At 69.7% G+C, this 22,183-nt stretch carries 17 protein-coding genes; 9 read left to right on the top strand and 8 right to left on the bottom strand.

Features of this window, described 5'->3' with window-relative positions; all coding sequences use genetic code 11:
• Window positions 1-8: 8 nt before the first annotated feature.
• The gene (locus tag RAB70_RS17250) at window positions 9-1,523 is read right to left on the bottom strand and encodes a conjugal transfer protein TraG N-terminal domain-containing protein (RefSeq protein ID WP_148827815.1); all 1,515 of its coding nucleotides are present in this window, start codon (window positions 1,521-1,523) and stop codon (window positions 9-11) included.
• Window positions 1,524-1,683: 160 nt separating this feature from the next.
• Window positions 1,684-3,336, bottom strand: coding sequence for a recombinase family protein (locus tag RAB70_RS17245; protein ID WP_170268137.1), 1,653 nt, complete (start codon window positions 3,334-3,336; stop codon window positions 1,684-1,686).
• A gap of 36 nt (window positions 3,337-3,372) precedes the next feature.
• Between RAB70_RS17245 and rimO the strand changes: the two genes are divergently transcribed.
• Window positions 3,373-4,779: a 30S ribosomal protein S12 methylthiotransferase RimO gene (gene rimO / locus RAB70_RS17240; RefSeq protein WP_148827813.1), complete on the top strand. Its 1,407-nt coding sequence runs from the start codon at window positions 3,373-3,375 to the stop codon at window positions 4,777-4,779.
• Window positions 4,780-4,821: 42 nt separating this feature from the next.
• Here the strand turns inward: rimO and greB are convergent, their stop codons facing one another.
• Window positions 4,822-5,328: a transcription elongation factor GreB gene (gene greB, locus RAB70_RS17235; protein WP_017911327.1), complete on the bottom strand. Its 507-nt coding sequence runs from the start codon at window positions 5,326-5,328 to the stop codon at window positions 4,822-4,824.
• Between the two features lie 108 nt (window positions 5,329-5,436).
• On the opposite strand from greB, the gene RAB70_RS17230 reads away from it, so the two are divergent.
• Window positions 5,437-6,876 (top strand): rhomboid family intramembrane serine protease, encoded by a 1,440-nt coding sequence (locus tag RAB70_RS17230; protein WP_148827812.1) that lies wholly within the window; start codon window positions 5,437-5,439, stop codon window positions 6,874-6,876.
• Between the two features lie 66 nt (window positions 6,877-6,942).
• Here RAB70_RS17230 and RAB70_RS17225 read toward each other — a convergent pair whose 3' ends face one another.
• Entirely contained in the window at window positions 6,943-8,223 is a 1,281-nt protein-coding gene (locus RAB70_RS17225) for a hypothetical protein (protein WP_148827811.1), read from the bottom strand.
• Between the two features lie 262 nt (window positions 8,224-8,485).
• On the opposite strand from RAB70_RS17225, the gene nudK reads away from it, so the two are divergent.
• Window positions 8,486-9,088, top strand: coding sequence for a GDP-mannose pyrophosphatase NudK (gene nudK, locus RAB70_RS17220; protein WP_017909111.1), 603 nt, complete (start codon window positions 8,486-8,488; stop codon window positions 9,086-9,088).
• 129 nt (window positions 9,089-9,217) lie between these two features.
• Here the strand turns inward: nudK and RAB70_RS17215 are convergent, their stop codons facing one another.
• On the bottom strand, window positions 9,218-9,670 hold the full coding sequence (locus tag RAB70_RS17215) for a GFA family protein (protein ID WP_148827810.1): 453 nt from the start codon (window positions 9,668-9,670) through the stop codon (window positions 9,218-9,220).
• Between the two features lie 58 nt (window positions 9,671-9,728).
• A complete protein-coding gene (locus tag RAB70_RS17210) occupies window positions 9,729-11,234 on the bottom strand; it encodes a helicase HerA-like domain-containing protein (protein WP_148827809.1) in 1,506 nt (501 codons plus the stop codon).
• Between the two features lie 335 nt (window positions 11,235-11,569).
• Between RAB70_RS17210 and RAB70_RS17205 the strand changes: the two genes are divergently transcribed.
• Window positions 11,570-13,168: a transglycosylase SLT domain-containing protein gene (locus tag RAB70_RS17205; protein WP_017915164.1), complete on the top strand. Its 1,599-nt coding sequence runs from the start codon at window positions 11,570-11,572 to the stop codon at window positions 13,166-13,168.
• Between the two features lie 448 nt (window positions 13,169-13,616).
• Here RAB70_RS17205 and asd read toward each other — a convergent pair whose 3' ends face one another.
• A complete protein-coding gene (asd, locus tag RAB70_RS17200; RefSeq protein WP_148827808.1) occupies window positions 13,617-14,462 on the bottom strand; it encodes an archaetidylserine decarboxylase in 846 nt (281 codons plus the stop codon).
• The gene (locus RAB70_RS17195; protein WP_148827807.1) at window positions 14,459-15,109 is read right to left on the bottom strand and encodes an SCO family protein; all 651 of its coding nucleotides are present in this window, start codon (window positions 15,107-15,109) and stop codon (window positions 14,459-14,461) included. Before RAB70_RS17195 ends, asd begins: the two co-directional genes overlap by 4 nt.
• 79 nt (window positions 15,110-15,188) lie before the next feature.
• Here RAB70_RS17195 and prmB point away from each other — a divergent pair, with 79 nt between their 5' ends.
• From prmB to RAB70_RS17170, 5 genes are all read left to right on the top strand, one after another.
• The gene (gene prmB, locus RAB70_RS17190) at window positions 15,189-16,115 is read left to right on the top strand and encodes a 50S ribosomal protein L3 N(5)-glutamine methyltransferase (protein ID WP_148827806.1); all 927 of its coding nucleotides are present in this window, start codon (window positions 15,189-15,191) and stop codon (window positions 16,113-16,115) included.
• 10 nt (window positions 16,116-16,125) lie between these two features.
• A complete protein-coding gene (gene aroC, locus RAB70_RS17185; RefSeq protein ID WP_017911319.1) occupies window positions 16,126-17,229 on the top strand; it encodes a chorismate synthase in 1,104 nt (367 codons plus the stop codon).
• Window positions 17,222-18,259, top strand: a complete 1,038-nt coding sequence (locus RAB70_RS17180; RefSeq protein WP_148827805.1) for a D-glycerate dehydrogenase — start codon at window positions 17,222-17,224, stop codon at window positions 18,257-18,259. Before aroC ends, RAB70_RS17180 begins: the two co-directional genes overlap by 8 nt.
• Window positions 18,260-18,359: 100 nt before the next feature.
• Window positions 18,360-19,385 (top strand): aspartate-semialdehyde dehydrogenase, encoded by a 1,026-nt coding sequence (locus tag RAB70_RS17175; protein ID WP_148827804.1) that lies wholly within the window; start codon window positions 18,360-18,362, stop codon window positions 19,383-19,385.
• 518 nt (window positions 19,386-19,903) lie between these two features.
• Window positions 19,904-21,964, top strand: a complete 2,061-nt coding sequence (locus tag RAB70_RS17170; protein ID WP_408068844.1) for a FimV/HubP family polar landmark protein — start codon at window positions 19,904-19,906, stop codon at window positions 21,962-21,964.
• The last annotated feature ends 219 nt before the right edge of the window (window positions 21,965-22,183 follow it).

Below are 22,183 nucleotides of genomic sequence, written 5' to 3'. Positions count from 1 at the left end.
CGCATCGCTCACTTGGACCGCAGCGCGGCATTGAGTGCCGCGTCGCTCCCCTTGCTTCCAGCCGATCTTGCGCCGTCCGTGCCTGTGGCGAGCATGCGCGCCATCGTTCCCGCCTGCACCCCGACCCATCCAAGCGCGGCAACCCACACGCCGGGCAAGACGATGAACATGCTGGCCATGACGAAGTTCAGCAGCATGTCTCCGAACGCATTGTTCAGCCCCAGCAGCGGGTCGAGGTTGCTGTGCGGACCGCTCCATCCGTAGAGAGCATCGAGGATGGTGCTGTCGATCCATCGGGCCAGCTGGAACCAGAAGTCCACGAAGAAGAGGGCGAACTGCACGCAGCTCACGGTCACCACGGCCTTGAGGTCGTACGTGCCGAACAGCAGCACGAGCGGCACGCAGATCACCATCGCCATCTTGAGGAACGACAGCACCATCGGCAGCGCCTGGCGCATCACGTCCATGGCCGGGAAGAAGCCGACTGAGCCGGCGGCAAGGCCCACGTCGGCCGCTCCCCGCGTGACGATGTTGGGCAGGGTCATATCGACCTGTCCGCCGTAGTCGGCGTAGGCCTGGCCCTGGTTCATGGTCTGCTGGCGCGGCGCCGCGATGGCCCGGATGACGGCATCGTCCGCCTGCTGGCGCGAGACGAAGCTCGCCCAGCGCCCGACACGGGCCAGGAGACCTGAATCCACCTGGGCCAGCAGCCGGCCCCGCAGGCCGCGGTCGCCATCGGTCCACCACTGACTGCAGGTAGGGTATCCGCCCCCATTCGTGACCTGTGCCAACCCCGCGTCGCGCGTGGCGTCGTACGGCCAGGAAGCGCGGGCTGTCTGGGAGTGGTAGCTGTCGTAATACCCGCTAGTCCCCAAAAAGTAGGCGGATCCGATCCACGTCACGTCGTCCATCTGGGCGTCCGAGAGTTCGGGGCGGCCCATGAAGAGCTTCGCCCTCGCGGGCCCGTAGCAGTCCCGCGTGAAGTCGGCCACCTCCTGTGCCAGGACCGGATCGTTGATGCGGGTACTGTCGATCTCCATCCGCATCTGCCGTAGATCCGTTCCGCAGGGGATGGCGGCGACTGCGGCCCCGGTCACCGCCTTGGAAATCGCGTGCATGAAGAACCACCAGACCGGCACGCGCGCACTCTGGTTGTTGAGGGTGGTGAACGCGTTCGACCAACGCGTGTCCTGGGGGACGGCCACATCGACCTTGCATTGCTTGGAGCGGCTGGCATCGAACTGGATCGTGGAGAGATCCACGTCGATGAAGGGGATGCCTGCGAACAGGATGACCACCACGGCCACCCAGACGCGGTTCTCGATCCGGGCAGCCGACAGCACGCCTTTGTTGCCCTCGTCGGCCCCTTCACCCCTGGCGCGAAGCCATTCCTGCACGACGATCGCGACGAAGGGCAGGGCGAACGCTCCGCTCGCGACGAGGATGTTCCAGATGCCGTTCTGGACGATCCAGCCCACGAGCGTGAGGTAGTACTCCAGGTAGTCGGTGGTGTAGAGCGTCATGGGGCCTCGGCGTCACTTATGACCTGCCGGGCATGATGGCGGTCGCCGACTTGGTCGGCCCGAGGGAATCGGTTTGGCTCTGGTACCGCATACCAGTTGGCGAACGATACGGCGTGGCGTGGCGTAGCAGACGCCGATGGCCTTCGTCAGGTGCGGCGCGCTATGTTGGATGCCTGGGGGGTTCGACTTCGACAGCCTGCAGGTTCGCGACATCCTCGGCTTGGAGCAGATTGCCCTCCCGGTCGACCTGGAGCAGGCGTGAGTTGCCTCCGCGTCCCACCAGTACGATGTCTATGCAGTAGTCGCGTTCGCTGGCTTCTGGATCGGGTCGTATGCCACGGGCATAGATCACTATCCGCTCGAAGGTATCTGCGACCAACTGTCTTGCGCGCAGTCGGGCCTCGACATCCTGGGCTTCAACGCCAGCGGCTAGGTCGCGCCATGCCTGATCGGCCCCTCGCAGATCCCTGCGACTGATCTTTCCAAGCTCGAGTTCCGCATCCCTCAGGGCGCTCTCGGCATCGTGCAGATCTTTTTCCAAGGCGCGCGCGCGACGGGCGAATACCTGCGGAGTTCCTTCCGATGACGTTGCCAGCATGGCATCGGTTACCTTCTCCAGTTGCGCGTTGATCTCAGCCACCTTCGCGCGCGCGGAAGCAGCCCGGGCACGAGGTGCGTCGATGCCCTCGGTTCCAAAAAGCGCCTGCAGATTGATGATGTCACTGCAGTACTTCATGAGCGCCCGCTCTATCGGCGCCACGCTGGTGCTGGCCTTGACGCTACAGCCGTCGCCGTATGATGCGTTGGAAGCACACAGGAGCCTCCTGTACCCGTCTCTGATGCGTCCATCGGGCAGGCGCTTCTTGGATGCGAGGTTCTGTCCACACATGGCGCGGCCGCAGTAGCCGCAAGTGGTGATCCCAATTCCGGTGATGACGTGAGGAAGGTCGCCTTTGACGCGCCGTCGTCCGCTCTGGGCGCGGACCCGGCACAGCTCCTCCCATTCCGGGTGGCTGAGCACTCCGGGGTAGTACCCCTCCAACAGGAACTCCTCGCCGTCGACCCTCACGGGCATGTTGCCCACCAACTGGGGCATCTTTATCAGTCGGTAGAACTGTGGGGCGTGGTTTTTGCTGGTGGTGTAGAGCTCTAGACCCTCAGCGTCGAGGACCTGCATGATGCGCAGTCCACCTGCCCCTTGGACGTACAACGCCACGGCTCTGCGCACGGCCGCGACACGCTCGGGGACTAGTTCCCAACCGTTGTTAGGCCCGCCTGGCACTTCGCGCAGCCATTCGGGATCGTGCCCCTGGCGGATCCGGCCGCGATACGTCCCGGCCTGCCATCCCTCGCACAACCAGCGTATGCTCGCCTTGACCCGCTTGCTCTTGGTGTCGCTCTCTTCGTGGGCGCGGATCATCAGCAAGAGGCTGTAGACGAGGTCCATGGGGTTCGCCTTCAGTCGCTCCCTGCTGTAAGTCTTGCCGTCGCTGGCGGTGACTACCGTGATGCCGGCATTTACAATCTGGGCCAGTTGCGCCTGGGCCTGGATCGGCTCGGCGCGCGAAAGCCGGTCGAGCCCTTCGACCACCAGCACCGATCCCGCCTCGATCCGCCCGGCCTGTACCGCCGCCAGAAACGCCCCGAGCGCTCCTGACGTCACGTGCCGCTGGTGATAGGCTGACAAGCCTTCATCCAGCATCGTGAGCTTATTGTCCAGCTGCAGACCGTGTTCTGCCGCCCATTTTGACGCGTACGCCTCCTGGCGCTCGCGGCTATGGCCGGCTGCCTGGCTTGGGTCGGAAAAGCGCATGTAGCTATAGACAAGACCACTCACAGTTCACCCCACATGACAGAAACAACTTCACAGGCGGCCCGCCAGCCGCGTATAGGTATGGTAAGCCTTGGGTGCCCGAAGGCCCTTGTCGATTCCGAACGCATCCTCACCCAACTGCGCGTGGAGGGCTATGCGATCGTGCCCAGCTACGACGCGGCCGACGTGGTGGTGGTCAATACCTGCGGCTTCATCGATTCGGCGGTGGCCGAGTCGATGGAAGCGATCGGCGAGGCCATGGCCGAGAACGGCAAGGTCATCGTCACCGGCTGCCTGGGCAAGCGGTCGGAGCAGATCCGCGCGGCCTATCCGGACGTGCTGGCGGTCTCCGGTCCGCAGGACTACCAGAGCGTGATGGAAGCGGTGCATGCGGCGCTGCCGCCGCGCCACGACCCGTTCGTGGACCTGCTGCCGCGCGCGCGGGGCGCCGAGGACGACATCGGGGTCAAGCTGACGCCGCGGCATTACGCCTACCTGAAGATCTCCGAAGGCTGCAATCACCGCTGCAGCTTCTGCATCATTCCGTCGATGCGCGGCGACCTGGTGTCGCGCCCGGTCGACGAGGTGCTGCGCGAGGCCGAGCGTTTGGTCAAGGGTGGGGTGCGCGAGTTGCTGGTGGTGTCGCAGGACACCTCGGCCTATGGCGTGGACCTGAAGTACGCCGAGCGCGAATGGCGCGGCCGCAGCTACCAGACGCGGATGAAGGCGCTGTGCGAGGGGCTGTCGGAACTGGGCGCGTGGGCGCGCCTGCACTACGTGTATCCGTACCCGCACGTGGACGACGTGATCCCGCTGATGGCCGAGGGCAAGCTGCTGCCGTACCTGGACATCCCGTTCCAGCACGCCAGCCCGCGCATCCTCAAGCTGATGAAGCGGCCGGGCGCGGTCGAGCGCACCCTGGAGCGCGTGCAGCGCTGGCGCGCGCTTTGCCCGGAGATCACCCTGCGTTCGACCTTCATCGTCGGCTTCCCCGGCGAGACCGACGCCGAGTTCGAGCAGTTGCTGGAGTTCCTGGACGCCGCGCAGCTCGACCGCGTCGGTGCCTTCGCCTATTCGCCGGTGGAAGGCGCCAGCGCCAATGCGCTGCCGGATCCGGTGCCGGAGGAACTCAAGCAGGAGCGGTTGGCGCGCTTCATGGAGCGGCAGGCGGCGATTTCCGCCGCGCGCCTGGAAGCCAAGATCGGCACGGTGCAGGAGTGCCTAGTCGACCTGCTGGAGGACGGCATCGCAGTGGCGCGCTCCAAGGCCGATGCGCCGGAGATCGACGGCCTGGTGCATATCCAGAACGGCGGCGAGCTTGGGCTGAAGCCGGGCGATCTGGTGCAGGTGGAGATCACCGACAGCGACGAGCATGACCTGTTCGGCGATGGGCTGCCGGCGCAGGCGTCGTCGGCAACGCCGCTGGATCTGCGGGTGCTCTGACGCTGCAGGCGGCGGCATGCGTGGCGCCACGGCGCCGCGCGCTCACGGCGCGGCGTAGTCCACCGCCACCACCACGAAGCTGTGGCGGCCGCCGGGCAGCTGTGCTTCCACTTCGTCGTCGACGCGCTTCTTCAGCAGCGCACGCGCCAGCGGCGAATCGATGCTGATCCAGCCGCGCGCCGCGTCGGTCTCGTCCGGGCCGACGATGCGGTAGCGGCGCAGTTCGCCGCTGTCGGCATCCTCCAGTTCGATGTGCGCGCCGAAGAACACCGCCTGCGGGTCGGACGGCGCCTCGGCGACCACGCGCAGCGCTTCCAGGCGCTTGCTCAGGTAGCGCACGCGGCGGTCGATCTCGCCCAGTTGCTTCTTGCGGTAGGTGTATTCGGCGTTCTCCGAGCGGTCGCCCTCGGCCGCGGCCGCGGCCAGCGCCTTGACCACCTCGGGCCGGCGCACCCGCCACAGTTCCTCCAGCTCGGCCTTGAGCCGGGCATGGCCTTCCGGGGTGATCAGGGCGGTGCTTTTTTCGGCAGGGGGACGCCAGCGGCTCATCGGTGCGACTGCGGTGGAGCGGGGTGGCGATGCTAGCGCGTGCCTGCCGCTTGCGCACCCGCGGACGATGGCCGAAGCTGGCGCCGCCCCGCACATGGACGTCGTTCGATGTTGATCCTGCCGCTGCACAAGCCGCTGTCGCGGGACAATTTTCCGTTGGTCACGCTGCTGCTGATCCTGCTCAACATCGCGGTGTACGCGGGCTGGCAGCGCCACGACGCGGCGCCGCTGCGGCAGGCGCAGCGCTACTACCTGGACTCCGGTCTCGGTGCGCTGGAAGCGCCGGCCTACGCGCGCCATCTGGAACGCAGCGGTCAGCGCGAGGCGCTGGCGCAACTGCAGCAGGTACCGGCGGCGGAGCGGTCGGCCTTCGTCGGCGCCGCCACCGTGCACGACGTGCGCTTCGTGCAGGCCATGCGCGACGGCAGCGCCTTCGCCGATGCCGATGCACAGCAGGCGTGGACGCCGCTGCGCGCGCGTTACGACGCGCTGCTGCAGCGCGTGTTCACCCTGCGCCATGTGCAGCGCAGTTCGGAATGGGCACCGGCGCGCATGCTCAGCGCGGCGTTCCTGCACGCCGACGCCATGCACCTGCTCGGCAACATGCTGTTCCTGCTGGCGCTGGGCACGCTGCTGGAAGGTGCGATCGGCGGCTGGCGGTTCCTGGCGGTGTACCTGCTCGGTGCGTTCGGCGCCAGCGCGGCCAGCCTGTGCTGGCGCTGGGACGAGGCAGGGGCGGGCCTTGGCGCGTCCGGTGCCATCGCCGCGCTGATGGGGGCGTTCTGCGTGGTGTGGGGACGGCGTCCGGTGCGCTTCTTCTATTGGGTGGCGGTGCTGTTCGACTACGTGCGCGCGCCGGCCATCGTGCTGCTGCCGCTGTGGCTGGGCTGGGAGCTGTACAACCTGCTGTGCAACGGCGATGCCGGCATCGGCTTCGACGCGCATGCCGGCGGACTGATGGTCGGCGCGCTGCTCGGTGCCGTGCTGGTGGCGACCGGGCAGACGCGCGAGGCGTTCCTGCGCGACGATGGCGGGGCGCCGGCCGATGACCGCTGGGAGCGTGCGCAGGCGCACCTGGGGCGGATGGAGCACGTCCAGGCCGGCGCATTGCTGGACGCGCTGGCGGCGGAGGCGCCGCAGCGCTTCGATGTGGCGCTGGCGCGCTATCGCGTGGCCGCCAATGCCGGCCAGACCGCGACAGCGCGGGCACGGGCGCTGGAGCTGTTGCGCCTGTCGGCGGCATCAGCCCAGGAAGCGCGGCAGCAGGCGGGAGTGCTGCACGCGGCCGGCGATCTGGATGCACCGATGCGTGCGGCGTTGTTCGCGCGTTGGATGGCGCTGGGAATGCTGGCCGAGGCCGAGACACTGCTGGCGCAGGATACGCTCTCGCCGCGCGAGCAGCAGGCGCAGGCCTGGTTCCGGCTGGCGCTGGGCCATGGCGAACGCCAGGCCACGGCGGAGTGGCGGCGCGTGCTGGAGGGGGTGATCGTGCGGTATCCGGACCTGCCGCAGGCGGACAAGGCGCGGTTCCTGCTCGCCAATGCCTGAGGGCGCTGCTCGGCACGCGTGGGGTGCGCAGTGCCACCCCTCGTTCGGCACGCCGCGCAGGACGCGCTAGACCGGCGCGATCGTCACCGCGCGCAACGCCGCCTGCAGCTTGCCGCGTTGCACCTCGTCGTCGCAGCGGCTCAGCGCGTGTTCCAGCAGGCCGCGCGCTTGCGCGTCCTCGCCGAAGCGTTCGGCCAGCAGCAGGGCGGCCTGCAGCGACCAGGTGCTGTGTTCCGGTGCCTTCGGCCAGGCACGCAGCGCGGCCTGCAGGCCGTCGGCGGCGAGCCGGAACTGGCCGGCCAGCTGCGCGCGTTCGGCCAGCAGCGTGGCCTGTTCCGGGAGCAGCGGCACGAAGTCGGGATCGGCATCCAGCGCCTCGCGCTGCAGGGCCAGTGCCCGCCGTTCCTGCTTCTCCTGCAGCAGCCGGTGGATGTACTGGCGGGTGTGCTCGCGGCGTTCGTCCTGGCGCGCACTGCCGCGCAGCAGGCGCTGGTACAGCTCGTGCACGCCCAGGCTCACCGCGCGGGTGCGCACTTCGCTGCGCAGTACCTGCAGCGCGTCGTCGGTATGGCCGTCGCGCACCAGCTGTTCGGCCTCGTCGAGTACGCGCTGGTCCGGGGCGTGGCGGGTGAAGCCGCTCGCGGCGTCGGCGGCAGGTTCGTAGCCCAGCACGGCGTGATACTGGTAGACCAGATAGCCCATCAGGTGGAAGGCGGCGAACAGGCCCCAGATCGTCACCACGGTGACCGCCAGGTCGGCGACCAGCGGCGGCAGGACGCGCTGCAGCCAGGCGGCGGCGCCCAGCGCGCTGGCCTGGATCACGAACAGCAGGCCGAACGCGGCCAGGTACGGCCAGCCGATGCGCAGCGCCAGGCCGATCGACACCGCCGGGTTCAGCGCGCGGCGCAGGCTGCCGTCCATCGCCAGGGAAATCAGGATGCCCGGCTGCAGCAGCACCATCGCCAGCAGCATCAGCAGGCCGCCGACCGGGCCGGTCAGCAGCAGCGCGGCGAACACCGCCACGCCGAGCAGGATCATCATCGCCAGCAGCCGCAGCACCACGCCGTCGCCGATGTCGAAGCCGCGTTCCGGCGCGTCCAGGTAGCCGTCGGCGGTGTGCCGCAGGATCTCGAAGGCGTATTTGTAGATGGCCAGGGTGGTGACGATGCCCAGGATCCAGCCGATGCCGGGCAGCATGCCCAGCAGGCTGCACAGGGTCAGCGCGATCAGCGCGTACAGCGCGCCGCCGCGCAGCGGATACAGCGCGATGGCGCGGGTGCGCGCCCAGAACGGTTCGGGTGTGCTGCGGTGTACGCGGCTCGCGCCCGCGCGACGACGGTCTTCCATGACGCCCCCTGTCTACGAAGTGTGACGATTGTGCGGGTCGGCTGCGGCGCACGCAATCGGGAGGCTGGCTGGGGCGGCGGCGCGATGCGGACGGCGGCACCGAGGGAGTGTGGTCGGTTGCGCAAAGCGCACCCCGTGCCAGCGCGCAGGGGTGCGTGCTGGCTACACTGCCCGGTCGAACGGCGGCAGAGGTGTGGCGGGTGCCGCGCCTGCGGCCTGCCGTGATCCCTTGTCCCTTGTCCCTTGTCCCTTGGAGCTTCGCTTGGACCCTTCCTTCGTTTCCGGCAACCCGCGCGTGCGCGTCACCAACATCGAAGTGCTGTCGGACAACTGGTACGTGCTGCGCAAGGTCAGCTTCGATTTCCAGCGTCACGACGGCAGCTGGCAGGCGCTCACGCGCGAGGCCTACGACCGCGGCAACGGCGCGACCATCCTGCTGTACAGCCGCGCCAAGCGCACGGTGATGCTGACCCGCCAGTTCCGTCTGCCGACCCTGCTCAACGGCAACCCCGACGGCATGCTGATCGAGGCCTGCGCCGGCCTGCTCGATCGCCACGATGCGGAGACCTGCATCCGCAAGGAGACCGAAGAGGAGACCGGCTACCGGATCGAAAACGTGCGCAAGGTGTTCGAGGCTTTCATGAGTCCGGGTTCGGTAACCGAACGGCTGTACTTCTTCGTGGGCGAGTATGTCGATCGCGACAAGGTCGGCGCCGGCGGTGGCGTGGCCGCCGAGGGCGAGGAGATCGAGGTGCTGGAGCTGGCGCTCGATGCGGCGCTGGCGATGATCGACACCGGCGAGATCGCCGACGCCAAGACCATCATGCTGTTGCAGTACGCCAAGCTGCACGGTTTGCTGGCCTAGCGTCGCTTTATCGGTTTTTGTCTCTGCGGGTGGTATCGCCAGGATCGAAGGCCGCGCCCAACCGCGAATCCAGCGTTCTGAACGCTTCGCCTGTCGATCGCCGGTGACGACGGTGTGCGGCAGGCATGCTCAGGTGTCAGCGATGACCCATTGCACGTCCGGCACCCACGCCTGCCGCCATCGGGCCGTTTTTGCCTCGGCGTCCAGCCATTGCGGGGACACCGGTGCTGCGGCCCCCAACGCCGGCGTCTTGTTCAGACAGCCGGCATTGACGGCACCGTAAAGCCGCCCCTGATGCTCGAACGTGACCGCGACCAGCACCCCGCACTGGCGGCACAGCTGGAATTGCGCGGCCTCCGCACCCTGGCGATAACGATGCACGGCCTCGGCATGCGTGGCCGTCAGTCGCAGCGTGCCGGCGGGATCGGAAACGTATGCCGCACCATGCTTCTGGCAGAAGCTGCAGTCGCAGGCGCGCGGACGGATTTCTTCGGCCGGTTGATCCGTCGAGAACGCGACGGTCAGGCAGCCGCAGTGGCAGCTTCCCTGGAGCGTTGTCGGCTTGTCTTGCCGCGACATCATTGCAAGGCGCTCATCGCGTTCCTGTGCATGCTGGAGCTTCCTTTGGCGTCGGCCGCGCTCAGCGCTTGCCGCCGAAGATACTGCCGAAGATGCCGCGCACGATCTGCTGGCCGATGCGATTGCCGATGGTGCGCGAGGTCTGCTTGGCCATCGCCTCGAGCATGCCCTGGCGGCGCTTGGTGCCGAACACCGCGTCCTTGACCGCCTGGCCGAAGCCGCTGTCCTGCGCTTCGTCCTGTTCGCGGGTGCGTGCCGGCGGCGCGGCGCTGTGGTCGGCGCTCTGCTCGACCCGGCGCGCCAGCAGTTCCGCCGCCGATTCGCGATTGACCGGCGTGTCGTAGCGCGTGCCGACCGGGCTGCCGGCGCGCACCTGCGCGCGCTCGGCGTCGGTGATCGCGCCCATGCGGCAGCGCGGCGGGGCGATCAGGGTCTGCTGCACCGGTGCCGGCACGCCCTTGTCCTGCAGCGTGGACACCAGCGCCTCGCCGGTGCCGAGCTGGGAGATGGCCTTGGCCACGTCCAGCTTGGGATTGGCCACGAAGGTTTCGGCGGCGGTGCGCACCGCCTTCTGGTCGCGCGGCGTGTAGGCGCGCAGCGCGTGCTGCACGCGGTTGCCGAGCTGGCCGAGGATGCTGTCGGGCACGTCGTCGGGGAACTGCGAGCAGAAGTACACGCCCACGCCCTTGGAGCGGATCAGCCGCACCACCTGCTCGATGCGTTGCACCAGCGCCGGCGGCGCGTCGTCGAACAGCAGGTGCGCCTCGTCGAACACGAACACCAGCTTGGGCTTGTCCAGGTCGCCCACTTCCGGCAGTTGCTCGAACAGTTCCGACAGCAGCCACAGCAGGAAGGTCGAGTACAGCCGCGGCTTGAGCACCAGTTGCGCGGCGGCGAGGATGTTGATGGTGCCGCGGCCGTCGGGCGCGGTGCGCATCAGTTCGGCAAGGTCCAGCGCCGGTTCGCCGAAGAAACCTTCGCCGCCGTCCTGGGCCAGGCGCAGCAGCGCGCGCTGGATCGCCGCCACCGATTGCGCGCTGACCAGGCCGTATTCGGTGGAGATGTCCTTGCGCTCTTCCACCACCAGCGCCAGCAGCGCGCGCAGGTCGTCCAGGTCGAGCAGCAGCAGGCCGCGGTCGTCGGCCAGCTTGAACACGATGTCGAGCACGCCGGCCTGGGTGTCGTTGAGTTCCAGCACGCGCGCCAGCAGGGTGGGGCCCATCTCGCTGACGGTGGTGCGCACCGGATGACCGAGCTGGCCGTACAGATCCCAGAACACCACCGGGTTGGCGGCCGGGGCGTAGTCGGCCACGCCGATCTCCCGGGCGCGCTGCAGCACCTTCTCGCTGCCGTCGCCGGGCATCGCCAGGCCGGCCACGTCGCCCTTGACGTCGGCCAGGAACACCGGCACGCCGATGCGCGAAAAGCCTTCGGCCAGCGTCATCAGGGTCACGGTCTTGCCGGTGCCGGTGGCGCCGGCGACCAGGCCGTGGCGGTTGCCCAGGCGCGGTTGCAGCAGCACTGCGATGTCGTCGGTCACGCCTTTGCCTAGCAGGATCGGGTCCATATCGGGGTCCGCAATGAGATGCCCGGATTCTAGAACGTACGCGGCATGGCCGAACGCGTGCGAGCCACCGCGGGCGCGCTGCGCCTGCCTGCAACTGCCGGCACTCCCTGCCAGCCGCGGTCTTTGCGAGGTGTGGTCGTTTGCGGGTGCGGCACCGGCATGGTGGACGACATCGGTGGCACGGGAGCCAGCGCGCGCGGTACTTGTGCTGCGGTGCGGGATGGCCGCCGGCGATGAACCCTGGCCCCGCCGCGGGCTGGACCCTGGCCGCCGCGACCTTGCCGCGATGCGACGGCGGGGGCTACCCTGCGGCCTTTCCGTCGCCGCGTCCCACCATGCCCCTTCCGTTCCGCTTCACCCACGCGTGGCCCGTCGCGGCTGCCGTGGCGCTGACCTGCACCGCTCCTGCCGCCCAAGCCCGCGTGTCCGCCCGCGACCAGGCCGCCATCGCCGTCCTCGACCAGCGCCTGGCCGCCGCCGAGAAGCGCTACAACGACGCCCTGGTGCTGGTCGGCAACAGCGACCCCAAGGGCACCCAGGAAAGCGACGCCGCGCTGGAGGACATCGAGGACGTGATCCAGGCCTGCATCAAGCAGCGCGGCTGCGAGGTGGGCACCTATCTGGGCGCGTACAAGCGCCTGCTGAAAGCCAAGGCCGATGCGCAGGGCCAGGCCAGCGACACCGATGCCGCCGACGACGACTCGGCGCCGCTGCAGGCCGACCCCGACCACATCAGTCCGCTCGCCGCCGATGTGCCGGAAGCCGCGCGTGCGGCGCGCCTGCTCAACGACAAGCGCCACGCCTTCGATTCGATGGTGGAGTACAACCCGGCGGTACAGGCCGGCATCCGCCGCTGGCTCACCGACATGCGGCCGGCACTGATGAGCAGCTACGAGAACTACCAGAACCTGCGCGCGATCATGTGGCCGGAATGGGAGAAGCGCGGCCTGCCGGAAGCGCTGCTGTTCGGCATCATCGCCAAGGAGTCCAACGGCCGCGTGCACGCCAATTCGCGGGTGGGTGCGGCCGGGCTGATGCAGTTCATGCCGGCCACCGGGCGCCGCTTCGGCCTTGGCCCGGACGGTACCGGCTTCGACACCCGCTACGACGCGCGCAGCGCCGCCGAGGCCAGCGCGGTCTACATCAACGAGCGCATGGCCGAGCTCAATCGCAGCGTCGAACTGGCGCTGGCCGGCTACAACGGCGGCGAAGGCCGCGCCGCGCGCGTGTTCAACCAGATGCCCGGCCGCAGTTTCTGGGACGCGTCGGTGTACAACCAGTTCCCGGCCGAGACCAAGGACTACGTGCCGATGGTGATCGCCGCGGCGTGGATCTTCCTGCACCCGCAGCAGTACGGCGTGGCCTTCCCCAAGATCAATGCGCAGCCGGCCACGCTGCGTCTGGCCAAGTCCACCACCATCTACGAACTGACCATCTGCCTGGGCAGCGACGGTACCCGCGACGGCTACATGCGCGCGCTGCGCAACCTCAATCCGCGCTACGAGCCGGACGGCTGGATCCCGGCCGGGGTGACCATCAACGCCACCACCAAGATCGTCGGCCTGTACAACCGCTACTGCGTCAGCGGCCCACGCGCCGACCTGGCGCGCGCGCTGATCACCGCCGACGTCACCTCCGCCGTGCGCAGCGGCAGCCCGGCGCCGGCCGCCGACCTTACCGGCAATGTCGCGGTGGGCGACGTCAGTCCGGTCGCCGGCGTCCCGACCACGGTGGCCACCGGCCGTCCCGCGCCGGCCAAGCCCAAGCAGAAGCAGGTGCGCAACTACCGCGTGGCCAAGGGCGACACCCTGGGCCGGATTTCCGACCGTCACGACTGCGACCTGAAGGAGCTGGCCAAGGCGAATGGCTTGCGTGCGCCGGGTTATGCGCTGAAGCCGGGGCAGTCGCTGAAGCTGGTGGGCTGCGAGAAGTAGGGCGCTGTCGCTCCGTTCTCCCTCCGGGGCCATGGCCCCCTTTTCGGGGGAAGGTGGCGCGCAGCGCCGGATGAGGGTGCGGCTGCCGCAGTGTTGGGCGTGCGGCTTTTCGGTCATCCATTGCGGGTTGGCGGTCTGTCACCGTCCATGCGTCGGGACTGAAGTCCCTCCCACAGTGGGTGCCGTTGTATCTCGCGGGTCGCTAGCTGAAGCTCCGGCCGCGAGACCCGAGCGCGGCCCATCCCTTCTCCCCCTGGGACCATGGCCCCCTTTTCGGGGGAAGGTGGCGCGCAGCGCCGGATGAGGGTGCGGCTGCCGCAGTGTTGGGTGTGCGGCTTTTTCAGACATCCATCGCGAGCTCGCGGTCTCTCTGTGCCAATGCGTCGGGACTGAAGTCCCTCCCACAGAGACACGCCCCGCAAAGGGCCGCGCCGCGGCCCTGCGCACCTCAGCGCACCAGCCGCGCCAGCGCCTGTCCCAGCCGCACCGGCGATTCCGCCTTCAGCGTCGGGTCGAACGCGGCCACGCCGGGCGGCAGCAGCACGATCACCGTGGAGCCGTAGTTGAAGCGCGCCATCTCCTCGAACCGCTGCAGGGTAATCCCCTTGCCGCGCCAGTCCTTGCGGGTGATGCGGTCGGCGTAGCGCGGGATCTCCACGCCGCTCCACACGGTTTCCACGCCGGACACCAGCAGCGCGCCGACCATCACCGAGACCATCGGGCCGAAGTCGGTGTCGAAATGGCAGACCAGGCGCTCGTTGCGCGCGAACAGGCGCGGCACGCTGCGCACCGCATCGGTGCCGACGCTGAACAGCCGCCCCGGCACGTGCACGGTTTCGCGCAGGGTGCCGGTCCAGGGCATGTGCACGCGGTGGTAGTCGCGCGGCGACAGGTACACGGTGGCGTACAGGCCGTTGGCGAACGGCGCCGCGGCGGCGTCGTCGCCGAGCAGTTCGGCGGCGGTGAACGACTGCCCCTTGGCCTGGAAGATGCGTCCGTCCTCGATCCGGCCGAGCTGGCTGATGCGGCCGTCGGCCGGCATCAGCAGCGCCTGCGGGTCGGGGTCGGCGACGCGCGCGCCCGGCTTCAGCGCGCGGGTGAAGAAGGCATTGAAGGTCGGGTAAGCGGTCGCATCCGGCTGCGCGGCCTCGCTCAGGTCCACGCCGAAGCGGCGCACCACCGTGTCGATCAGCCACTGCTTGAGCCCGGGCCGCGACGAATAGGCCAGGCGCCGCGCCAGCGAGGACAGCAGCCGGTGCGGCAGCACGTAGGTCAGGCGGGTGGTCAGGCTCATGGGGCGGTGGCCTTGGTCAGGGCCTGCAGGTCGGCGGCGATCGCCGCGGCATCGAACGGCGGGCGGATCAGCCCGGCCTGGCGGCCCTGCGGGTCGAGCACCGCGATCGCGGCGGAGTGGTCCATGCTGTAGTCGTTCGGGTTCTCGGCGTAATGCTTGCCGGGCACCTTCTGGAACACGAAGCCCAGCGCGGTGGCGAAGCGCTCCAGCTCGGGCACGTCGGCGGTGGCGGCGATGGTGTCCTTGTGGAAGGCGTGGGCGTACTCGCCCAGCCGCGGCAGGGTGTCGCGCTGCGGGTCGACCGAGACGAACAGCACGCGCGGGCGCAGCGTGTCCGGCAAGGTCTCCCATTGCTTCTGCGCGCGCGCCAGGTTGGCCAGGGTGGTCGGGCACACGTCCGGGCAGGCGGTGAAGCCCAGGAACACCAGGGTCCAGTGGCCCTTGAGCTCGCCTGGCACCAGCGGCGTGCCGTCGGTCTGGCGCAGGTGGAAGTCGGGCAGGGGCCGCGGCTGCGGGTACATGCGCACCGTGCGGGTCTCCGGCCAGGCCGGGGCGGCGCTGCCGCCGAAATACTTCTGGGCCAGCAGCAGCCCCAGGCCGGCGGCCAGGGCAACCACCAGGACGATGCCGAAGGTGCGGTTGAACATACTGATTTCCCATGCAACGAACGCTCATCATAGCGGCCGGGCCTCTATAATCGGGGGCCGAATTGCCTTGCCTGTTGCCATGACTGCCGACGCGGCCGCCGAACTCCACACGATCATCGACCTGATCCGCTACGGCACCAGCCGTTTCAACGCCGCCGGGCTGAGCTTCGGCCACAGCTACGACAACGCCCTGGACGAGGCCACGCAACTGGTGCTGCACGCGCTGCACCTGCCGCACGACCTCGGCCCGGCCTACGGCAGCGCGCGGGTCACCACGCCGGAGAAGGCGCAGGTGCTGGCGCTGTTCGAGCGCCGCATCGCCGAGCGCATCCCCGCCGCCTACCTCACCGGCGAGGCCTGGTTCGCCGGGCTCAGCTTCAAGAGCGATGCGCGCGCGCTGGTGCCGCGCTCGCCGATCGCCGAGCTGATCGAGGCCGGCTTCGAGCCGTGGCTGGCCGGTCGCCCGGTGGAGCGCGCGCTGGACCTGTGCACCGGCTCGGGCTGCATCGCCATCGCCATGGCCCACTACAATCCGAACTGGCAGGTGGACGCGGTCGACATCAGCGACGACGCGCTGAGCCTGGCCGCCGAGAACAAGGAGCGGCTGCTGGCCGACAACGTCGAACTGGTCAAGTCCGACCTGTTCGCCGGGCTGGGCGGGCGCCGCTACGAACTGATCGTCACCAATCCGCCCTACGTCACCCACGCCGAGACCGACGCGCTGCCGCCGGAATACGCGCACGAGCCGGAGCTGGGCCTGCGCGCGGGCGACGACGGCCTGGACCTGGCGCTGAAGATCCTGCGCGACGCGCCGGCGCACCTGAGCGAGGACGGCCTGTTGATCTGCGAGGTCGGCGAGTCCGAGCGTGCACTGGCGCAGTTGCTGCCGGAAGTGGACTTCGCCTGGGTCGAGTTCAAGGTCGGGCAGATGGGCATCTTCGCGGTGGAGCGCAGCGAATTGATCGCGCATCACGCGCGCATCGCCGCGCTGGCCGCGGACCGGTGACGCAAGCGACATGAGCGCGAACAGTTTCGGCAAGCTGCTGACCGTCACCACCTTCGGCGAATCGCACGGGCCGGCGATCGGCTGCGTGGTCGATGGCTGCCCCCCGGGGCTGGAACTGGACGCCAGCGAATTCGCCCACGACCTGCAGCGCCGCGCCACCGGCAAGAGCCGGCACACCTCGGCGCGACGCGAAGCCGATGCCATCGAGATCCTGTCCGGGGTCTACGAGGGCCGCACCACCGGCACTCCGATCGGCCTGCTGATCCGCAATACCGACCAGCGCAGCAAGGACTACACCGACATTGCCCGGCAGTTCCGCCCGGGCCATGCCGACTACAGCTATTGGCAGAAGTACGGCATCCGCGATCCGCGCGGCGGCGGCCGCTCCTCCGCGCGCGAAACCACCATGCGCGTGGCCGCCGGCGTCATCGCCAAGAAGTGGCTCGCGCAGCGCTACGGCGTGCGCGTGCGCGGTTACCTGTCGCAGCTCGGGCCGCTGCTGCCGCAGGGCTTCGCCTGGGACGCGGTGGAGGACAACGCGTTCTTCTGGCCGCACGCGCCGCAGGTGCCGGAGCTGGAGGCGTACATGGATGCGCTGCGCAAGTCCGGCGATTCGATCGGCGCGCGCGTGACCGTGGTCGCCGACGGCGTGCCGGCGGGCTGGGGCGAGCCGATCTACGGCAAGCTCGACGGCGAACTGGCCGCGGCGATGATGAGCATCAACGCGGTCAAGGGCGTGGAGGTCGGCGACGGCTTCGCCGCGGTGACCCAGAAGGGCACCGAGCACCGCGACCTGATCGCGCCGGACGGCTTCCAGTCCAACCACGCCGGCGGCGTGCTCGGCGGCATCGCCACCGGCCAGCCGGTCGTCGTCTCGGTGGCGTTCAAGCCCACCTCCAGCCTGCGCCTGCCCGGCGCCACGGTGGATGTGGACGGGCAGGCGGTGGACGTGATCACCACCGGCCGCCACGACCCCTGCGTCGGCATCCGCGCCACCCCGATCGCCGAGGCGATGATGGCGCTGGTGCTGATGGACCAGGCGCTGCGCCACCGCGCGCAATGCGGCGACGTCGGCACGGTGACCCCGCGCATCCCCGGCGGTGGCGATGGCTGAGTCGCGGCCGCGGGTGTGGGTCAGCCAGCCGCTGTTCGACGATGTCGTCGCACGGCTGGGCGAGTATTGCGCGCTGACCACCACCGCGGACGTGACCAGGTATTCGCCGCAGGACCTGGCGCAGGCGCTGGCGCCGCTGGACGGCGCCCTGGTCACTCTCAACGAACGCATCGGCGCCGCCGAAATCGCTGGCGCGCCGCGGTTGCGCGCCATCGCCAACGTTGGCGTCGGCTACAACAATCTGGACCTGGACGCGCTCAGCGCGGCCGGCATCGTCGCCACCAACACCCCCGACGTGCTCACCGAGACCACCGCCGATCTCGGCTTCGCCCTGCTGATGGCCGCCGCGCGCCGCGTCGGCGAGGCCGAGCGCTGGCTGCGTGCGGGGCAGTGGCAGCAGTGGTCGTTCCAGACCATGCTCGGCGCCGATGTCCACGGCAGCACCCTCGGCATCCTCGGCATGGGCCGCATCGGCCAGGCCATCGCGCGCCGCGCCGCCGGCTTCTCGATGCGCGTGCTGTACCACAACCGCAGCCGCCTGCCGGCCGAGGTGGAGCGCGCGCATCGCGCCGAGTACGTCGGCTTCGACGACCTGCTGGCGCGCGCCGACCACCTGCTGCTGGTGCTGCCGTACAGCGCGCAGTCGCATCACATCGTCGACGCCGCCGCGCTGGCGAAGATGCGGCCGACCGCGACGCTGGTGAACATCGCCCGCGGTGGCCTAGTGGATGAAGTCGCACTGGCCGACGCGCTGGCCAACGGGCGTCTGGCCGCAGCCGGACTCGACGTGTTCGAAGGCGAGCCGGCGATCCGTCCGGAGCTGCTGGCGCTGCGCAACGTGGTGCTGACCCCGCACATCGGCAGCGCCAGCGTGGCCACGCGCCGCGCGATGGTGTCGCTGGCGGTGGACAACCTGCTCGCCGCGCTGGGCATCGGCGCCGACGCCGGGCGCCCGCCCAACGCGCTGAACCTGGACGCGATCTCCGCGGCCGGCGGCGGCGCGCGGGCGATCGCGGACAAAAAACGATAGGGAGCCTGCGGCGCCGCGCGCGACGCGCACGGCAGGTTCCCCGAATCCACGTGGCAGTGCGGCTGTTCCTCCCCTTCTTTTTCTGCGGATCGAATCTTCCATGAGCAATGCAACCCGTCGTTTCAACGTCGCCGTCGTCGGCGCCACCGGTGCCGTCGGCGAGACCATGCTGAGCATCCTCGCCGAGCGCGATTTCCCCGTCGCCACGCTGTACCCGCTGGCCTCCGAGCGCTCGGCCGGCGGCCAGGTCGAGTTCAAGGGCCACAAGGTCACCGTGCTCGACCTGGCCACGTTCGACCCGAGCGGCGTGGATATCGCGCTGTTCTCGGCCGGCGGCGGCATCTCCAAGGAGTACGCGCCGAAGTTCGCCGCGGCCGGCGCGGTGGTGATCGACAACTCCTCGACCTTCCGCTACGACGACGACGTGCCGCTGGTGGTGTCGGAGGTCAATCCGCACGCGCTGAAGCAGCGTCCGCGCGGTATCGTCGCCAACCCCAATTGCTCGACCATGCAGCTGATGCCGGTGCTGGCGCCGATCCACAAGGAATACGGCATCGAGCGCATCAACGTGGCCACCTACCAGTCGGTGTCCGGCGCCGGCCGCTCGGGCATGGAGGAGCTGGGCAAGCAGACCGCGCAGTTGCTGGCGTTCCAGGACATCGAGCCGCAGAAGTTCCAGGCGCAGATCGCCTTCAACCTGATCCCGCACATCGACGACTTCCAGCCCAACGGCTACACCAAGGAAGAGATGAAGCTGGTGTGGGAGACGCAGAAGATCCTCGAGGACAGCAGCATCCTGGTGAACCCCACCGCGGTGCGCGTGCCGGTGTTCTTCGGCCATTCCGAAGCGGTCAACATCGAGACCAAGCGCAAGATCACCGTCGAGCAGGCGCGCGCGCTGCTGGGTCAGGCGCCGGGCGTGGAAGTGGTCGACGAGCACAAGGCCGGCGGCTATCCGACCCCGGTGACCCATGCCTCCGGCAAGGACCCGGTGTTCGTCGGCCGCATCCGCGAGGACTTCTCGCACCCGCGCGGCCTCAACCTGTGGGTGGTGGCCGACAACATCCGCAAGGGCGCCGCGCTCAATGCGGTGCAGCTGGCCGAGCTGGTGGCTCAGGAGGGCTGAAAGCCGGGACCCGGGACCGGGGACCCGGGTCCCGCGGTTTCATGGCGTGGCGGCGTGGCTGGCCGCGCGGCCTGATCGTGCGGCGGAGTGGAGCGAAGGCCGGGGCGCGAGCCCTGGCTTTTTGTTTGGAAAATGGAAGTCGCAGGTATCCGCGCTCGCCCCGTTGTGGGAGGGACTTCAGTCCCGACGCGAGATCCCGCACACCGCGTTATGAAGCGCGGTCCCTGTCTCGGATTTCCGAGTCTCCAGCCTCCCCACGGGGGCTTTTCCGGGCCCGGATTTTTTGGGAACTTCAGTCCCGACAGCGGCCGCACCTCGCGTCGGGACTGAAGTCCCTCCCACAGTGGCGTGCCTGGGCTTTCCTGCTGCAGTGTGTTCTTGCGTCGTGGATTTCAGCAGTGCACCAGCAACGCGGTCCCTGTCTCGGCTTTTCCGGACCCCGGGTCCCCGGTCCCGGCTTCCTATATATTGCACGCATGATTCCAAGGGGCAGGGGCGGGATGCGCCTACAACCACGTTTGTTCCGTCGCCGTCGCGGCGATGCGGTGTCCGCCGTGCGCGGGCTGCGCCATGTCTGTCGCGCTGCCACGGCGCTGTTGCTGCTGGCCTGCAGCCAGGCCGCGCTGGCCCTGGGCCTGGGCGATATCCGCGTGCTGTCCAAGCCGGGCGAGCCGTTCCTGGCCGAGATCCCGGTGATCTCCAACGAGCCGGGCGAACTGGAGCGGGCGCGGGTGGCGCTCGCCTCGCCGGCGACCTTCGCGCGGGTCGGGCTGGAGCGCCCGCAGGGCCTGGTCAGCGATCTGCAGTTCCGTTTCACCCAGACCCGCAAGGGCCGCGCGGTGATCCAGGTCAGCAGCCGCATGCCGGTCGACGTGCCGTCGCTGAGCTTCCTGATCGAGGTCGATTGGGGCCAGGGGCGGCTGATCCGCGAATACTCCGCGCTGATCGATGCGCCCAACACCGCCGCCGCGATCGATGCACCGGCGATCGATGCGCCGGCCGCGGCGCAGCCGTCCGACCGCATCGCCCGCGAAACGTCCACCGCGGCGCCAGCGCCTGCCGCCGCCGCCACGCCGGCGACGCCGAGCGCCAGGCCGGCCGCGACGCCGCGTCCGGCGCCGGCCCCCGCGGCCGCGCCCGGCGATGCGCTGGCGCCGGTGCGCGCCGGGCAGACCCTGTCGCAGATCGCTGGGCAACTGGCGCGCGGCAACGGCCATTCGCTGGACCAGACCATGGTCGCGCTGCTGCGCGCCAATCCGGACGCCTTCATCCGCGGCAATCTCAACCTGCTCAAGCAGGGCGCGGTGTTGCGCACCCCGCGCGAGGAGGACCTGGCGAGCCTGGATGCCGCCGCCGCCGAGGCGGTGGTGCGCGAGCAGGCGGTGCAATGGCGCCAGGCGCGTGCGCCGGTGCCGCAGCCGGCACAGGCGCAGCAGGACGCGGCGACGGCGCAGACTGCGCCCAAGCCGGCCGCCGCGGCGCCGGCCGCCGCCGCTGGCGCACGCCTGGAAATCGCGCCGGCGGTGCCGGCGACGCGCCGCGAGGCGGGAACCAAGTCCGGCACCGGTGCCGGCGACGAAGGAGACATGGTGGCAGCCCAACAATTGCAGCAGGTGCGCGAAGACCTCGCGGCACGCGATGCCGAGGTCCAGGAACTGCGTTCGCGGGTGGAGCAGCTCGAAAAGCTCAAGTCCCAGCAGCAGCAACTGATCGCGTTGAAGGACAGCGACCTGGCTGCGGCGCAGAAGCGCCTGGCCCAGGCCGGGAAGGCGGCGCCAGCGGCCGCGCCCGCGCAGGCGCCGGCCAATGACGGGTTCCCGCTGTGGCTGTGGGGCGGGCTGAGCCTGCTGGTGCTGGGCCTCGGTGCCTGGCTGCTGTCGCGCCGGCGCAAGCCCTCGCCGCTGCCGCCGTTGCCGCGCGACGATGACGCCGCGCTGGCGGCGAGCGCCGCGGTGCCGGTGGTCGCGCACCGTGATGTCGATGCGCCGGAACTGCCGCCGCTGGAGCCGGCCGAGCCGCTGGCCGAGGAGGAGACGGTCGCCCGCGACCACGAGGCGTTGGAAGAGTGGTCGCGCGCCGACCATCTGGACCACGCTGCCGCCGATCACGCCGATCACGCCGATCACCACACCGCGCTCGACGACGACGCCTTCGAGCGCGTGCTGGCGCAGCAGTCGCTGCGGCAGGCGCCGGCCGATGCGCCGCTGTCCGCGGACAACGACGACGACCATTCCGCTGGCGTGTCCGATGCCCATTCGGAGGCCGCACCGGCTGCCGAGGCGCCGTGGCGGCAGCCGTCGCCGGTGGTCGCAGTGCCGGGCGGCGACGCCCATGCCGACAAGGACGCCGGCGGCGGCCGGCAGGAGCCGACCTGGCATCAGCCTGCCGCGCCGGCCCCGGCCCCGGTCGAAGCACCGTCGCCGTATCCGCCGGCGGGCCGCGAGCGTCTGGAACTGGCGGTGGCGTATATGGATCTGGGCGACAACGAGACGGCACGTACCCTGCTGACCGAGGTCGCGGCCAGTGGCGATCCGGCCGCACGCGCCGAGGCGCTGCAATTGCTGGGACGGCTGGACTGATGGCAGCAGGCGGCGCGCGGCGCGCTCGCCGCGGCCGTCCGGCCTGGATCGGGACGGCCCAGCGGCATTCTGCGCATCGGCGACGGGCGCGCGCCGAGCGCGCGCTTCCGGCCGGGCAGGGGCACTGCCGCGATGGCGTTGCAGGCGCCCCGTGTTGGTCCCTGCGCGCGTCGGCCGCAGCGCGCGCCGAGGGAGACGCCGCACTGCGACGGAGGTCCG

Origin of the sequence: Xanthomonas sontii (assembly GCF_040529055.1) — a bacterium.
In the GTDB taxonomy this organism is placed as follows: domain Bacteria; phylum Pseudomonadota; class Gammaproteobacteria; order Xanthomonadales; family Xanthomonadaceae; genus Xanthomonas_A; species Xanthomonas_A sontii.
This window is presented reverse-complemented; position numbering and strand designations above follow the sequence as displayed.

What these genes read in the sequence shown, in the direction of transcription:
- RAB70_RS17180 (WP_148827805.1), top strand. Translation starts at nt 17,222, where the DNA reads ATGGCTGAGTCGCGGCCGCGGGTGTGGGTCAGCCAGCCGCTGTTCGAC.
- RAB70_RS17205 (WP_017915164.1), top strand. Translation starts at nt 11,570, where the DNA reads ATGCCCCTTCCGTTCCGCTTCACCCACGCGTGGCCCGTCGCGGCTGCC.
- RAB70_RS17225 (WP_148827811.1), bottom strand. Translation starts at nt 8,223, where the DNA reads ATGGAAGACCGTCGTCGCGCGGGCGCGAGCCGCGTACACCGCAGCACA.
- RAB70_RS17215 (WP_148827810.1), bottom strand. Translation starts at nt 9,670, where the DNA reads ATGATGTCGCGGCAAGACAAGCCGACAACGCTCCAGGGAAGCTGCCAC.
- RAB70_RS17210 (WP_148827809.1), bottom strand. Translation starts at nt 11,234, where the DNA reads ATGGACCCGATCCTGCTAGGCAAAGGCGTGACCGACGACATCGCAGTG.
- greB (WP_017911327.1), bottom strand. Translation starts at nt 5,328, where the DNA reads ATGAGCCGCTGGCGTCCCCCTGCCGAAAAAAGCACCGCCCTGATCACC.
- RAB70_RS17250 (WP_148827815.1), bottom strand. Translation starts at nt 1,523, where the DNA reads ATGACGCTCTACACCACCGACTACCTGGAGTACTACCTCACGCTCGTG.
- aroC (WP_017911319.1), top strand. Translation starts at nt 16,126, where the DNA reads ATGAGCGCGAACAGTTTCGGCAAGCTGCTGACCGTCACCACCTTCGGC.
- RAB70_RS17230 (WP_148827812.1), top strand. Translation starts at nt 5,437, where the DNA reads ATGTTGATCCTGCCGCTGCACAAGCCGCTGTCGCGGGACAATTTTCCG.
- asd (WP_148827808.1), bottom strand. Translation starts at nt 14,462, where the DNA reads ATGAGCCTGACCACCCGCCTGACCTACGTGCTGCCGCACCGGCTGCTG.
- RAB70_RS17245 (WP_170268137.1), bottom strand. Translation starts at nt 3,336, where the DNA reads ATGCGCTTTTCCGACCCAAGCCAGGCAGCCGGCCATAGCCGCGAGCGC.
- RAB70_RS17195 (WP_148827807.1), bottom strand. Translation starts at nt 15,109, where the DNA reads ATGTTCAACCGCACCTTCGGCATCGTCCTGGTGGTTGCCCTGGCCGCC.
- RAB70_RS17175 (WP_148827804.1), top strand. Translation starts at nt 18,360, where the DNA reads ATGAGCAATGCAACCCGTCGTTTCAACGTCGCCGTCGTCGGCGCCACC.
- prmB (WP_148827806.1), top strand. Translation starts at nt 15,189, where the DNA reads ATGACTGCCGACGCGGCCGCCGAACTCCACACGATCATCGACCTGATC.
- rimO (WP_148827813.1), top strand. Translation starts at nt 3,373, where the DNA reads ATGACAGAAACAACTTCACAGGCGGCCCGCCAGCCGCGTATAGGTATG.